Annotated in this window: 14 protein-coding genes; 10 read left to right on the forward strand and 4 right to left on the reverse strand. The window is 64.3% G+C overall.

Annotated elements, in window-relative coordinates; genetic code table 11:
* The first annotated feature begins 539 nt into the window (after positions 1–539).
* Together CK219_RS10620 and CK219_RS10625 are read left to right on the forward strand one after the other, a co-directional pair.
* Positions 540–2,309: an acyl-CoA dehydrogenase family protein gene (locus CK219_RS10620; protein WP_095766740.1), complete on the forward strand. Its 1,770-nt coding sequence runs from the start codon at positions 540–542 to the stop codon at positions 2,307–2,309.
* Positions 2,310–2,329: 20 nt separating this feature from the next.
* On the forward strand, positions 2,330–3,082 hold the full coding sequence (locus CK219_RS10625; RefSeq protein ID WP_095767149.1) for a crotonase/enoyl-CoA hydratase family protein: 753 nt from the start codon (positions 2,330–2,332) through the stop codon (positions 3,080–3,082).
* 21 nt (positions 3,083–3,103) lie between these two features.
* Here CK219_RS10625 and pdxH read toward each other — a convergent pair whose 3' ends face one another.
* On the reverse strand, positions 3,104–3,730 hold the full coding sequence (gene pdxH / locus CK219_RS10630; RefSeq protein ID WP_224637804.1) for a pyridoxamine 5'-phosphate oxidase: 627 nt from the start codon (positions 3,728–3,730) through the stop codon (positions 3,104–3,106).
* A 28-nt stretch (positions 3,731–3,758) separates the two neighbouring features.
* Here pdxH and CK219_RS10635 point away from each other — a divergent pair, with 28 nt between their 5' ends.
* The 4 genes from CK219_RS10635 to CK219_RS10650 all read left to right on the forward strand — a co-directional run bounded on the left by CK219_RS10635 (position 3,759) and on the right by CK219_RS10650 (position 6,832).
* Complete coding sequence (locus tag CK219_RS10635) at positions 3,759–4,220, forward strand: RT0821/Lpp0805 family surface protein (protein ID WP_095766742.1); 462 nt, start codon at positions 3,759–3,761, stop codon at positions 4,218–4,220.
* A gap of 116 nt (positions 4,221–4,336) precedes the next feature.
* Entirely contained in the window at positions 4,337–5,263 is a 927-nt protein-coding gene (locus CK219_RS10640; protein ID WP_095767150.1) for a J domain-containing protein, read from the forward strand.
* A 107-nt stretch (positions 5,264–5,370) separates the two neighbouring features.
* Positions 5,371–6,189, forward strand: a complete 819-nt coding sequence (gene fabI, locus CK219_RS10645) for an enoyl-ACP reductase FabI (protein ID WP_095766743.1) — start codon at positions 5,371–5,373, stop codon at positions 6,187–6,189.
* A gap of 55 nt (positions 6,190–6,244) precedes the next feature.
* Entirely contained in the window at positions 6,245–6,832 is a 588-nt protein-coding gene (locus CK219_RS10650; protein ID WP_095766744.1) for a histidine phosphatase family protein, read from the forward strand.
* 189 nt (positions 6,833–7,021) lie between these two features.
* Here the strand turns inward: CK219_RS10650 and CK219_RS10655 are convergent, their stop codons facing one another.
* Entirely contained in the window at positions 7,022–7,285 is a 264-nt protein-coding gene (locus tag CK219_RS10655) for a DUF1344 domain-containing protein (protein WP_041002438.1), read from the reverse strand.
* A 208-nt stretch (positions 7,286–7,493) separates the two neighbouring features.
* Here CK219_RS10655 and aroC point away from each other — a divergent pair, with 208 nt between their 5' ends.
* The gene (gene aroC, locus CK219_RS10660; RefSeq protein ID WP_095766745.1) at positions 7,494–8,609 is read left to right on the forward strand and encodes a chorismate synthase; all 1,116 of its coding nucleotides are present in this window, start codon (positions 7,494–7,496) and stop codon (positions 8,607–8,609) included.
* 98 nt (positions 8,610–8,707) lie between these two features.
* Positions 8,708–9,808, forward strand: a complete 1,101-nt coding sequence (gene ribB, locus CK219_RS10665) for a 3,4-dihydroxy-2-butanone-4-phosphate synthase (protein ID WP_095766746.1) — start codon at positions 8,708–8,710, stop codon at positions 9,806–9,808.
* A gap of 334 nt (positions 9,809–10,142) precedes the next feature.
* On the opposite strand, the gene CK219_RS10670 is transcribed toward ribB, so the two are convergent.
* Positions 10,143–11,363, reverse strand: coding sequence for an MFS transporter (locus CK219_RS10670; protein ID WP_095766747.1), 1,221 nt, complete (start codon positions 11,361–11,363; stop codon positions 10,143–10,145).
* 120 nt (positions 11,364–11,483) lie between these two features.
* Here CK219_RS10670 and CK219_RS10675 point away from each other — a divergent pair, with 120 nt between their 5' ends.
* Both CK219_RS10675 and CK219_RS10680 read left to right on the forward strand, forming a co-directional pair.
* The gene (locus CK219_RS10675; protein ID WP_095766748.1) at positions 11,484–12,077 is read left to right on the forward strand and encodes a TetR/AcrR family transcriptional regulator; all 594 of its coding nucleotides are present in this window, start codon (positions 11,484–11,486) and stop codon (positions 12,075–12,077) included.
* 131 nt (positions 12,078–12,208) lie between these two features.
* Entirely contained in the window at positions 12,209–13,192 is a 984-nt protein-coding gene (locus CK219_RS10680; RefSeq protein WP_095766749.1) for a hypothetical protein, read from the forward strand.
* On the opposite strand, the gene bluB is transcribed toward CK219_RS10680, so the two are convergent.
* Positions 13,193–13,924: a 5,6-dimethylbenzimidazole synthase gene (gene bluB / locus CK219_RS10685; RefSeq protein ID WP_095766750.1), complete on the reverse strand. Its 732-nt coding sequence runs from the start codon at positions 13,922–13,924 to the stop codon at positions 13,193–13,195.
* Positions 13,925–13,948: the final 24 nt, after the last annotated feature.

The raw sequence follows: 13,948 nt of genomic DNA on the forward strand, positions 1-13,948 counted from the left end.
TAGTTCTGCATTATCATGTCCACGCCTCTTCCTGTGGTGCGGGGTCTGCTTGGAACAGCCCCGTGCAACTGTTCAGGTTGATGGTTCACCGGTGGGAAGGGACCGAGCCATGCCACGGCCTGTCCGAAAGGACGACCAGGATTCATTCGGTCTCCTTCCCACTTCAACCATACACCAGAACCAACACACAGGATTTCTATGGTCTGCGCGCGTCGCTTCGCTCCTTGCTCCGCCATAGAATGACGAAATCGCGAAGGCCACGGCCAATCTCAAGCTTGCAATTACCATTCAAAATTCTACGCCGAATTACATTCGGCTGGTATCCAGGAAAAGTGGGACGCGGTTTTCCGGTTGTCAGGCCCATCCTCGGCTCTACGCGTTCGCGGTGCTCCCGCTCCGCCCGTGGATGACGAAGTCCAAGCAAAATCCGCGTGACAAAAGTTGACGTTTACGTAAAAAGAAGGCGCGAGGCCGGCCCAAAGGTGGATGGCTTCGCTTGGGCCATGCGCCTACGCTCGGCCGGAATGGGAGGAGCAGACATGTATCGCGCGCCGATCGAGGACATCGCCTTCACGCTGAAGCAGGTAGCGGGACTGAAGCCGGCGCTCGACGCCGGCATTTTCGGCGATCTCGGCGAGGACCTTGTCGATGCGATCCTGACCGAGGCGGGCCGTTTCGCCAGCGAGGAGGTTGCTCCGCTCTACAAGATCGGCGACGAGCAAGGCGCTGTGCTGAAGAACGCCGCCGTCACCACGCCGCCCGGCTGGAAGGAGCTCTACCGGCGCTGGATCGAAGGCGGTTGGAACGCGCTGTCGGGTCCGGAAGAATTCGGCGGACAGGGCCTGCCGACCATGCTCGGCGTCGCCGCGCTCGAAATGTGGAACTCCGCCGCCATGGCCTTTGGCATCGGCCCAACGCTGACCATGGGCGCGGTCGAGGCGCTCGACACACACGCCTCGGAGGACCTCAAGGCCAAATACCTGGCAAAACTCGTCTCCGGCGAGTGGATGGGGACGATGAACCTGACCGAGCCGCAGGCGGGCTCCGACCTCGCGGCCTTGCGCAGCCGCGCCGAGCCCGTCGGCGACGGCACCTACCGCATCTTCGGCCAGAAAATCTTCATCACCTATGGCGAGCATGATTTCACCGACAACATCGTGCATCTGGTGCTGGCCAGGCTGCCCGACGCGCCGGCCGGCACGCGCGGCATCTCGCTGTTTTTGGTGCCGAAGTTTTTCGTCAATGACGACGGTTCGCTCGGCGCCCGCAACGACGTCTTCTGTTCGGGCCTCGAGCACAAGCTCGGCATCCATGCCTCGCCGACCTGCACCATGATCTACGGCGACGGTTTTCGAGGCTCCGCACCCGGCGCCATCGGGTGGCTGATCGGCGAGGAGAACAAGGGTCTGGCCTGCATGTTCACCATGATGAACAACGCCCGCCTTGCCGTCGGCATGCAGGGCGTGGCCGTGGCTGAGGCCGCCACGCAGAAGGCGATCGCCTATGCCAATGAGCGCCGCCAAGGCAAGGCTCCCGCCTATTCGGGCTCCGGCATGGCGCCGATCGTCCATCACCCGGACGTGCAGCGCAATCTCTTGACCATGAAGGCGCTGACCCAGATCGCCCGCTCGATCGCCTATTCCTGCGCCCATGCCATCGACCGCGCGCGCGTCGGCCAGGGCGAGGCCGCCGCCAATTGGCGCGACCGCGCCAACCTGCTGACGCCGCTCGCTAAAGCCTTCTCGACCGATGTCGGCGTCGAGGTCGCCTCGATCGGCGTCCAGGTGCATGGCGGCATGGGCTTCATTGAGGAGACAGGTGCCGCAGCGCTCTATCGCGACGCGCGCATCGCGCCGATCTATGAAGGCACCAACGGCATCCAGGCGATCGATCTTGTGGCGCGAAAGCTGCCGCTCGGCGGTGGCGAGCATGTGCATTCCTATATCGGCGAATTGAAAGCTGTGGCCGATGCGGTGCGCACCTCCAACATTGACGGTTTCGGCCGCACCGCCGACAATCTCGACCATGCGCTGGCCGATCTCGACGAGGCGACGCGGTTCCTGCAGAAGCTCATGGCCGACGGCAAGACCGACGCCGCGATGGCCGGCGCCACGCCCTATCTGCGCCTGATCTCGCTCGCTGCCGGCGGCGCCTATCTGGCGCAAGGCGGGCTGGCCGACCGCAGCCGCGTCGCGCTTTGCCGCTTCTTTGCAGAAAACCTGCTCGGTGAGACGCGCGCGCTCAAGGAGCGTGTCGTCGACGGCGCCGAGAGCCTCGCCGCCGCCGGCAAGCAACTGATTTCCGCTTGACGTTCACAAGGAAAAAGATCGTGACAGACCACATCCTCGTCGAGCGCCAGGGCGCCGTGCAGATCATCCGCATCAACCGCCCGGACAAGAAGAACGCGCTGACGCGCGCCATGTATGCGAAGATGTCGGCGGCGCTCGCCGAAGGCGACGCCGATCCGGCGGTCCGCGTCCATGTCTTCCTCGGCGTTCCGGGCGCCTTTTCCGCCGGCAATGACCTAGCCGATTTCCTGGTCATCGCCACCGGCGGCGAGGGCGGCAACGAGGTCTGGGATTTCCTGATGGCGCTGGCCAAGGCCGAAAAGCCGATGGTGTCGGGGGTCGACGGCATCGCCGTCGGCATCGCCACCACGCTCAACCTGCATTGCGACCTGACCTTCGCCACGCCGCGCACGCTGTTCCGCACGCCCTTCGTCGATCTCGGCCTGGTGCCTGAAGCCGGCTCCAGTCTGATCGCGCCGCGGCTGCTTGGCCGGCAGGGCGCCTTCGCGTTGCTCGGCCTGGGCGAAGGCTTTTCGGCCGAGCGCGCCAAGGCCGCGGGTATGATCTACGATGTCGTCGCGGAAGACTCCCTGGAAAGCGCCGTGTTGGCGGCCGCCGCCGACATCGCGGCCAAGCCGCCAGAGGCGCTGAAGATCGCGCGCGACCTGATGCGCGCGCCGCGCGAGGAATTGATCGCCCGCATCGAGGTCGAAAGCGAGCATTTCCGCGAGCGGCTCAAGTCGGATGAGGCGCGCGGGGCGCTCACCGCCTTCATGACGCGCAAGAAGGGCTGAGCCCTTCGCCTGCGGCACCGTTCAAGGATAAAGCCGCGTCTTGTCCCAGCCGGCGGCGTTGCGGGAGAAAAGGATGCGGTCGTGCAGGCGGAACGGCCTGTCCTGCCAGAACTCGATCGTTTGCGGCAGGATGCGGAAACCCGACCAATGTTTCGGCCGCGGAATCTCGCCGATGGCGTAGCGCGCCGTGTATTCGGCCACCGCCTTTTCCAGCGCGAACCGGCTTTCCAGCGGCCGCGACTGTTTCGAGGCCCAGGCGCCGATGCGGCTGCCGCGCGGGCGTGTCGCGTAATAGGCGTCGGCCTCGGCGTCGCTGACGATCTCCACCGGCCCGCGTATACGCACCTGGCGGCGCAGCGATTTCCAGTGGAAGCACATCGCCGCCTTCATGCTGCCAAGAATCTCGCGGCCCTTGGCGCTCTCGAAATTCGTGTAGAAGACAAATCCCTTTTCGTCGAACCCCTTGAGCAGCACCATTCTCACATCCGGCATGCCGTCGGCGTCGACGGTTGCCAGCGCCACGCCGTTGGGATCGTTGGGCTCGCTTTTGGTGGCGTCCTCCAGCCATGCGGCAAAGAGCCTGAACGGCTCCGCGGCCTCGGTGAAGTCACTGCTTGTTAACTCAGTTTCGTTCATAGTTTTCCGAATTTTTACCGTTGCGGGAGGAGTTGGCCGATTGTCGCGTATCGCGCAAGCTTTTGACAGCAGGCAATGGGGCGTTATCGCTTCTGCCAGCGTCAAGGCTGTGGTCGTGATGTTGGCGCTACCGCTTGCCGGCTGCGGTGCCGGCGGCTTCAGCCTCGAAAAGGCCGACGTCGACCGCTCGATCATCACCTCCAGCGCGCCGTCGTCGCCGGCTGCCCCGGCGGCTGATAAGGACTCCGACCAGACCACCATCGGCAATGCCGTTTCTTCCGCCGACGTGAAGGAGCTCGGCGGCCAAGCGGTGCCATGGGCCAATGCTGGGACCGGGTCCCGCGGCGCGATCACAGAACTGGTGGAACTGAAGGATGGCGGCCTGACCTGCCGCCGCTTCAGCGCCACGCGCGAGAGCTTCGACGGCGTCGCCCTCTACAAGGGCGAGCTGTGCCTAGCCGAGGCCGGCGGCTGGCGCATGCAGGAATTCAAGGCGCTCTGATTATCCGGCACTCTGATTTTCGGGCGCCAATTGCCCTTGCGCCACTGGAATTTCTTCCTATGCGAGCGCATATAGGAGGCGACTCATAAATCCATTCTCTCATGCAGGCAGGAAGCATGCGCGACCCCTATGAGGTGCTGGGCGTTGCCAAGAACGCATCGGCCAAGGACATAAAATCGGCTTACCGCAAGCTCGCCAAGAAGTATCATCCGGACCAGAATCCGAATGATCCGAAGGCGAAGGACCGTTTTGCCGCCGCCAACCAGGCTTACGAGATCGTCGGCGATGAGAAGACGCGCGCTGCCTACGATCGCGGCGAGATCGACGCCGACGGCAAGCCTAAATTCCAGGGCTTTGAAGGTGCGGCCGGCGGCGATCCGTTCGCCGGATTCCGCCGTCAGCAGGGCCCCGGCGGCGCCCATTTCGAATTTCGCAGCGGGCGCCCGGGCGGCGATCCGTTCGACGGCAACAGCGACATCTTCAGCCAGATTTTTGGCGATGCCTTCTCCGGTGCCCGCGGCGCCGGCCGGGCCGACCGCCGTCAGCCGGTCCAGGCCGCGGACCTCAACGTCACCATGGATATCAGTGTCGAGGAGGCAGCCACCGCCGATAAGGTGACGGCGATGTTCCCCGACGGCCGCAAGGTGGCGGTCAAGCTGCCGGCCTATGTCGAGGATGGCCAGACGATCCGCTTGAAGGGCCAGGGCGAGCAGGGTCCGGGCCAGCCTGGCGACGCGCTGGTCAAGATCCACATCCGCCGCCATTCGCGCTATCGCATCGAAGGCCGCGACCTGCATGTCGATCTTCCCGTCGATCTGGCCGATGCGGTGCTCGGCGCCAAAGTGGCGGTCGAGACGCCGACCGGCAAGCTCGCGGTCAACGTGCCCGCATGGTCGAGCTCGGACAAGGTGCTGCGCCTCAAGGGCAGGGGCCTGCCGGAAAAGGCAGGCGGCCATGGCGATCTCTATGCCCATGTGCGGCTGATGCTGCCGGAAGGCGGCGATGCCGAACTCGAGGCCCTGATGCGCCGCAGAAAAGGCTGATTGAGGGAATTTTGTTCCTGTTGCAGTGTCTTTTGAGCGCTTGAAGGGGCTTTGTGCCTGTGCGATAGGCTCTCCACAAAGCAGATATTCTTGCGGAGAGCTTGCACATGGCGGGTGGACAGGGCCTGATGGCCGGTAAGCGGGGCCTGATCCTGGGCGTCGCCAACAATCGGTCGATCGCTTTCGGCATCGCCAAGGCTTGCGTCGATCACGGCGCCGAAATCGCGCTGACCTATCAGGGCGAGGCCTTCAGGAAGCGCGTCGAGCCGCTCGCGGCCGAACTCAACGCGCATGTCGCAGGCCATTGCGACGTCACCGACCCGGAAAGCCTCGACGCGGTCTTCGCCGACATCGCGAAGCACTGGGGCAAGCTCGACTTCCTCGTCCACGCCATCGCCTTTTCCGACAAGGACGAGCTCACCGGCCGTTATGTCGAGACGACGCGCGACAATTTCCTGCGGACCATGGACATTTCGGTCTATTCCTTCACCACCATCGCCAAGCGCGCCGAGCCGCTGATGACCGATGGCGGCTCGCTTTTGACGCTGACCTATTACGGCGCCGAGAAGGTGATGCCGCATTACAACGTCATGGGCGTCGCCAAGGCGGCGCTGGAAGCAAGCGTGCGCTACCTCGCGGTCGATCTCGGCGCCAAGAAGATCCGCGTCAACGCGATCTCGGCCGGTCCGATCAAGACGCTGGCCGCCTCCGGCATCGGTGATTTCCGCTATATCCTGAAGTGGAACGAGTACAATTCGCCGCTGAAGCAGACGGTCACCCAGGAAGAGGTCGGCGATTCCGGCGTCTATTTCCTGTCGGACCTGTCGCGCGGCGTGACCGGCGAGGTCCATCATGTCGATTCCGGCTACCATGTCGTTGGCATGAAGGCGGTCGACGCGCCGGATATCTCGACTGTCAAGGACTGATCCTTACCTCCGCCCATCCTTCGTCCCAGGCCCTGGCCCGACCTTGGAAGACCTGATGTATCCGCTCGTCTACATCGCGCGCCACGGCCAGACTGAGTGGAATGCCGAGCGCCGCCTGCAGGGCCAGGCCGACACCGACCTCAATGCATTCGGTCGCAAGCAGGCGACGCGCAATGGGGAGCGACTGGCGGAGCTCGTCAGAAATCCTGCGGATTTCGACTTTGTCGCCAGCCCGATGCGGCGCACGCGCGAGACGATGGAGCTGATGCGCGCCGCGATGGGGCTCGATCCTTCCGCCTACCGCACCGATCCACGCCTCGTGGAGCTAAGCTTCGGCGACTGGCAGGGTTTCACCTTTGCCGAACTCGAAAAGCGTGTCCCGGGTTCGACCAAAAGTCGCCGCGCAGCGAAGTGGGATTTCCAGCCGCCGGGCGAGGGCGCGGAAAGCTACGAGATGCTGCTGGAACGGGTGAAGCCATGGTTCGATGCACTCGACCGGCCCACTGTCTGCGTCACTCATGGCGGCGTCATGCGCTGCTTCTTCCGCTTCGTCACCGGCATTTCCAAACAGGAAGCCGCCAGCCTCGAAATCCCCCAGGACCGTCTGCTGCGGCTGGAGGGTCGGAGCTTGGAGTGGCTTTAACAAATCGCGCCCTGGCAATTCAGGTCAGGCCGAGTCGAGAAGGCTGGATTCCGAGAACGGGCCTACGCTGGCCGTAGCCTTCGTAGCGCGGAGACCCCTCATGAGAGCTTCGGGCGGCGAAGGCCCGAGCGGAGCGTACTTCCGTACGTAAGCACCGGAAGCCGCCTTCGCAGGCCGGCCTACCCTAATTTAATTCTGGTCGCTGTCGGGCAGCTGCATATCCGTCACGACATTCTCGCCATTGGTCACGTCATAGGCGATGACGATGTCCATGCCGGGCTTCAGCGAGTCGATGTCGGTCTCGGCGTTGAGCTTGTAGGCCTTGCCGTCGTCGAGCGTCAGCGTCAGCGTGTCCTTGTCGACCTTCTTGATCAGGCCTTCGGTCTGGCCGGCGAACGCGGCGGCGGTGGAAATCAGCAACATGGCGCAGGCCGCGCCAATCAGGGTACGCATCGTCGTCCTCTTTAGGTCATTGCGCCGGCTTGTCAGCGGCGGGTCCTCAACGGCGGATGGGAAGAGAGCAGAAACCAACCGAATGTGTCAAAACTAAATCCGCCACATCACAGTTTGATGCACACCCGATCAGCGTTTGACCACTGTGGAAAACGCCAATAGAAGGCAGCCTTAACCGGGTTCCCTCGCCGGGGCAGGGCGTATCCTCATGTCGCACAACACATTCGGCCACCTCTTTCGAGTCACCACCTGGGGTGAAAGCCATGGCGCCGCGCTCGGCTGCGTTGTCGACGGCTGCCCGCCCGGCATCCGCTTCAAGCGCGAGGACATCCAGGCCGAGCTCGACCGCCGCCGCCCCGGCCAGTCGCGCTTCGTCACCCAGCGCCGCGAGCCGGACGAGGTGAAGATCCTGTCCGGCTTCATCCTAGACGAGGACGGCGAGACGATGATCACCACCGGCACGCCGGTGTCGATGCTGATCGAGAATGTCGACCAGCGCTCCAAGGACTATGGCGAGATCGCCCGCCAGTATCGGCCGGGCCATGCCGACTACACCTACGACGTCAAATACGGCCTGCGCGATCACCGCGGCGGCGGCCGCTCCTCGGCGCGTGAGACGGCAGCGCGGGTCGCGGCGGGTGCGCTGGCGCGCAGGATAGTGCCCGGCATGGTGGTGCGCGGCGCGCTGGTCTCGATGGGCGAAAAGTCGATCGACCGCGCCAACTGGAACTGGAATTTCGTCGGCGACGCCGAGAACCCGTTCTTCACTCCGGATCCGGCCTCGGTCCCGGTCTTCACCGCCTATCTCGACGGCATCCGCAAGGCTGGCTCTTCGGTCGGCGCGGTGATCGAGATCGTCGCCGACGGCGTGCCGGCCGGCCTCGGCGCGCCGATCTACGCCAAGCTCGACCAGGACATCGCGTCCGGCCTGATGTCGATCAACGCCGTCAAGGGCGTCGAGATCGGCAATGGTTTCGAGGCGGCCCGCATCACCGGCGAACAGAACGCCGATGAGATGCGCATGGGCAATGACGGCAAGCCAGTGTTTCTGTCCAACAATGCCGGCGGCATACTGGGCGGCATCTCGACAGGACAGGCGATTGTGGCCCGTTTCGCCGTCAAGCCGACCTCGTCGATCCTGACCCCGCGCCAGTCGATCGACAAGGATGGCAAGGATGTCGAGGTGATGACCAAGGGCCGCCACGACCCGTGCGTCGGCATCCGCGCCGTGCCGATCGGCGAGGCCATGGTTGCCTGCGCGATTGCCGATCATTATTTGCGGCACAGAGGACAGACAGGGAAGGGAGTAGGCAGTAGGGATTAGGCAGTAGACCGCCCGACACAGCCATTTTCTTTCTTCTACTGCCTACTGCCTACTGCCTACTGCCTACTGCCTACTCCCTGCGAGCGAAGCGAGCGCCAATGCCCTACGACCAGAAGAAGATCGTCGAAGCGATCCGTGCCTTCGAGCGCGGCGAGATCGTCGTCGTCATGGACGATGACGGGCGCGAGAACGAGGGAGACCTGATCGTTGCCGCCGTCCACTGCACGCCGGAGAAGATGGCCTTCATCGTCCGCAACACCTCCGGCATCGTCTGCACGCCGATGCTGCGCGAGGACGCGAGGCGGCTGAACCTCGCGCCGATGGTGGCGGACAATGATTCCGCCCACACCACCGCCTTCACCGTCAGCGTCGATTTCAAGCATGGCACGACGACCGGCATTTCCGCCGACGACCGCACGCTCACCGTGCGCAACCTTGCCAATGGCAATGTCGGCCCGTCGGATTTCGTGCGTCCCGGCCACATCTTCCCGCTGATCGCGCGCGAAGGCGGCGTCTTGATGCGCTCCGGCCATACGGAGGCCGCAGTCGATCTCTGCAAGCTCGCCGGCCTGCCGCCGGTCGGCGTCATTTCCGAACTGGTCAATGACGACGGCACGGTCAAGCGCGGGCCGCAAGTGCAGGCCTTCGCCGAGGAACATGGGCTGAAGCAGGTCTCGGTCGCCGACCTCATCGCCTATCGCCAGCGCAAGGAGACGCTGGTCGAACGCGTGGCCTGCTCCGACATCGACACGCCCGGCGGCAAGGCGCAGGCCTTCACCTACACGCTGCCTTGGGATTCCATGCACCATCTCGCGGTCGTCTTCGGCGACATCCGCGATGGCGAGGAGGTGCCGGTACGGCTGCACTCGGAAGATGTCGTCACCGACGTCTTCGGCACCAGCCATCGGCTCGACGGCATCATGAAGGCCATGGGCGAGCGCAGGCGCGGCGTCATCGTCTATCTGCGTGAAGGCTCGGTCGGCGTCGCCCATCAGGAGCGCAAGCGGCCCGCGAGTGGCGACCGCGAGGACCATGAGGAAGCCCGCCGCCGCGAGAACGAATGGCGAGAGATCGGTCTCGGCGCCCAGATTCTCAAGGACCTGGGTATCTCCTCGATCAACTTGATCGCCTCGCGCGAGCGCCACTATGTCGGCCTCGAGGGATTTGGCATTCACATCGCCAAGACCGAGATTCTGTAGTCCGTCGAAGGACCTGACGCGCCAGAGGTCCTAGCGGCAGTCTGATTGATGGAGCCTCCGCGACGCAGGCGATTGGCGGAAGCCTCCGCGACGTCGTCATCCACGGGCGGAGCAAGGAGCGAAGCGACGCGCGCAGACCCGAGGATCCATTCCGTGACCTCGAAGCGCCGCGACGGTTCAGAATTCTGCTCCGCTGCGCTCTATGATCAAGGTCACGGAATGGATCCTCGGGTCTGCGCTCCGCTTCGCGTCGCTCCGCCCGTGGATGACGAAGTCGCGAGGGTCTCGGCCAATTCCGAACGCTGGCGAAACGAGTGCTGGACGCTTCGTTCGATCACTCCGCCGGAACCACCGCTTCGCCGCTGTCCACATCGCAATCATCAATCGCCAGCCGGCATTGGCCGACGAGCACGGTGGCCAGCGCGATGGCGCCGGCCGCGACCGAAACCCAAAACCCGTTCTGCGGACCGAAAGTGTCGACCATCCAGCCGGCGGCGAAGGAACCCAGCGCCATGCCGATGCCGATGCCGGTCGTCACCCAGGTGACGCCTTCGGTGAGCATCGCCGGCGGCACGTGGCGCTCGATCAGGCCGAAGGCGGTGATGAAGGTCGGCGAGATCGCGACGCCGCTGACGAACACAGCCAGCGCTAGCGTCGGCACCGTGTCGACAAAGAGCAGCGGCAAGGTGGTGAGCGCGATCACGGTGACCGCGACCGCCAATTGCCGCTGCAGCGGCGCCTTGAGGCTGAGCGCGCCGACGATGATGCCGAGCACGAAGGATCCCAGCGCATAGACGCCGATGACGAGGCTCGCCGCCTCAGGCTGGCCAAGCTCCTTGGTGATCGCCACCGTCGTCACTTCCGTCGTGGCGAAGGTCGCGCCGACGAATATCAGTGCGAAGGTGATGATCTGCACCGGCCGCAGGCGGATCGCCGAGCCGGCCGCGCCATGTTCGGCCGGGCGGACCGGCGGCTCGGACGAGCGCTGCAGCAGGAATGCCGCCGAGCCGAGCGCAAGCAGCAATGTGCTGACCACCATGCCGGCTTCCGGGAACAGCGCGGCGCTCAAGCCCACCGACAGCGAGGCGCCGGCGACATAGACCAGTTCGTCGGCGGCCGATTCGAAGGCGAACGCCGTGTTGAGCTCCGGCCGGTCGCGGAAGATCTCGGTCCAGCGCGACCGGACCAGCGCCGGGATGCTGGGCATGGCGGCGGCAAGTAGCGCCGAGCTGAACAACGTCCAGATAGGCCAGTGCTGGTTGGCCGCGACGATCAATGTCGCGAAGGAAAGCACCGAGACGAGCGTCATGGGTGCTGCGATCGCCGTCTGGCCACGTCGGTCCACCAGCCGCGACACTTGCGGCGACAGGAAAGCATTGACCAGCGCATAGGTCGCCGAGACGGCGCCGGCCAGCCAGTATTCGCCATGTGTCTGCGACAGCATCGCCACGATGCCGATCGGGGCCATGGCGATCGGCAAGCGCGCGATGAAAGCCGCCGCGGCAAAGCCTTTCGTGCCGGGAGCCCGAAAGATGTCCGAATAAGGGTTTCGCATGATCCTGCTCCTCGACAACGGCGCATAGTAAAATTACATACGCTGCGTATGACTGTGAGATAGTTCATACGCCACGTATGTCAATTGGCATACGAGGCGTATGTGAGTAGGGCCAGAACCATGCACAGACCGCGCAAGGAGATGATCGCCGAGACGCGCGCCAAGCTGATCGCGGCCGCTCGCCATGCTTTCGGCACGATCGGCTATGCCGAGGCCTCGATGGACGATTTCACCGCGTCGGCCGGCCTCACGCGCGGCGCGCTCTACCATCATTTCGGCGACAAGAAGGGACTGCTGCAGGCGGTGATCGCGGAGATCGACGGCGAAATGGCTGTGCGGGTGAACGAGGTTGCTTCGAAAGCGCCCACCCGCTGGCAGCATTTCGTCGACGAATGCACCACCTATATCGAGATGGCGCTCGAGCCGGAAATCCAGCGCATCATGTTCCGCGACGGCCCGGCGGTGCTCGGCGATCCGGCGCAGTGGCCGAATGCCAGCGCCTGCACCGCCTCGATGACCAACCATCTGACCAGGCTGCAGGAAGAGGGCGAGGTCGTTCCGGAGCTTGATCCCGAGACGACCTCACGGCTGATCAATGGCGCCAGCAGCCAGGCCGCGCAGCGCATCGCCAATTCGACGGACCCCGAGGCGACCTCGAAAAAAGCGATCACGGCCTTCAAGCAGTTGCTCGAAGGCTTGCGAAAGAAGCCTTGACGGCACGCTCGGGTAATCAAGCCACCGGCTTATGCACCGGTTTCGGGTCGGCGCAACCCTGCCGCGATTGACAATCGCCGGGGCGAGCGCATCCTCCACCGCCAACTCTGAAGGTGAGGGGAGTCGGGGCCATGTGGGACTTCAGCATCGCCAGATCCGTGTCGATCATGACGCGGACATGGCCGTTCATCGTCTTTCGCATGATCGTCTATTTTGGCATCACGGTCGCCTACATCATGGCGACCGGTACGGGCGCCAGCGTCGGCTACGGCGTCGGCCACATCTCCACCGATCCCGACGGCCCGATGTCCTTCGCACTGTGGGGTGGCGTGGTCGGCTTCGGCGTCGTCTCGATCGCCGTCTACTGGATACGCGAATACATCCTCTATGTGTTGAAAGCGGGCCATATCGCCGTCATGGTGCATCTGATCGACGGCCAAGATGTCCCCGACGGCCGGGGCCAGATCGCCTACGCGAAGGAAGTGGTCACCCAGCGTTTTGCCGAGGCCAACATCCTTTTCGTCGTCGACCAGCTGGTCAAGGGCGCCATCCGAGCCATCACCGGCCTGATCGGCGGCATCGCCGCCTTCCTGCCCATTCCGGGCCTGAGCGGCATCGTCAGCTTCATCAACACGGTGATCCGCCTGTCGCTGACCTATGTCGACGAAATCATCCTCGGCTACAACATCCGCATCAATTCGAGCTCGCCTTTCGAGACGGCAAGACAAGGCGTGGTGCTCTACGCGCAGAACGGCAGGCACATGGTCAAGAACGCCGTCTGGCTGGCGGCGGTCATGTGGGGCGTCTCCTTCGTCATCTTCCTGTTGATGCTGGCGCCTGCGGCCGCCATTCTGTGGGTCATGCCGGGCCAGCTTGCCGGCTGGGCCTTCGTGCTGGCCATCGTCTTTGCCTGGGCCTTCAAGGCAGCCTTCATCGAGCCCTTCGCCATCGCCTCGCTGATGCAGGTCTATTTCGAAGCCATCGAAGGCCAGGCGCCTAATCCCGAATGGGACCGCCGGCTCGCCGAGACCTCGTCCAAATTCAGGGAACTGCGCGACAAGGCGCTGGGCTCTTTCGGCGGCGGCTCGCGCTGGGATACGCCGAGGGCCGCCTGATCATGGCTTTGATGCGCTGCCGAGCTTTGCGATTGCCGATTTAAGCGGCGCCTCGCCGGCGCCGCGAAACGTCTCGCTCATGACCAGTTCGGGCAGCGGCAGGCGCTTGCCCCAGCCATGCGCCTCGAGGTCCGGCTTCGGCGCGAAGGCCGAGACGCGGCCGACGCAAAGATAGGCGATCGGCGTGACATGCTCCGGGATCGCGAGAAGCCGCTTCAATGCCTCGGTTTCGATGATGCTCACCCAGCCAACGCCGACGCCTTCGGCCCGCGCCGCCAGCCAGAAATTCTGCACCGCGCAGACGGTGCTGTAGAGATCCATCTCCGGATTGTGCCAACGCCCGAGAGGCGAGTCCTTCGAGCGCTGCCGATCGCAGGTGATGCACAGGTTGAGCGCGCTTTCGCAAATGCCCTCGAGTTTCAGCTTGCGGTAGAGCGCCTGCCGTTCCGCCTCGATCGCCGGCAACTCCTGCTCGCGCGCGGCGAGGAACAGGTCGCGCACTTGTCTGCGCCGCTCGGCATCGCGGATGACGATGAAATTCCACGGCTGCATATAGCCGACCGACGGGGCGTGATGCGCGGCGGTGATGAGCCGCGCCAGCACATTGTCGTCGAGATCGTCGGGGACGAAATGGCTGCGCACGTCGCGCCTGGTGAACATCGCCCGGTAGACCGCGTCGCGCGCCAATTGGTCAAAGTCGTCGCCACTCGCGGCGATCGCTGCTGCCGTCATCGCTTTTCCCCTTGCGACAAGCAG

This window comes from Mesorhizobium sp. WSM4313, from assembly GCF_002294725.1.
GTDB lineage: Bacteria > Pseudomonadota > Alphaproteobacteria > Rhizobiales > Rhizobiaceae > Mesorhizobium.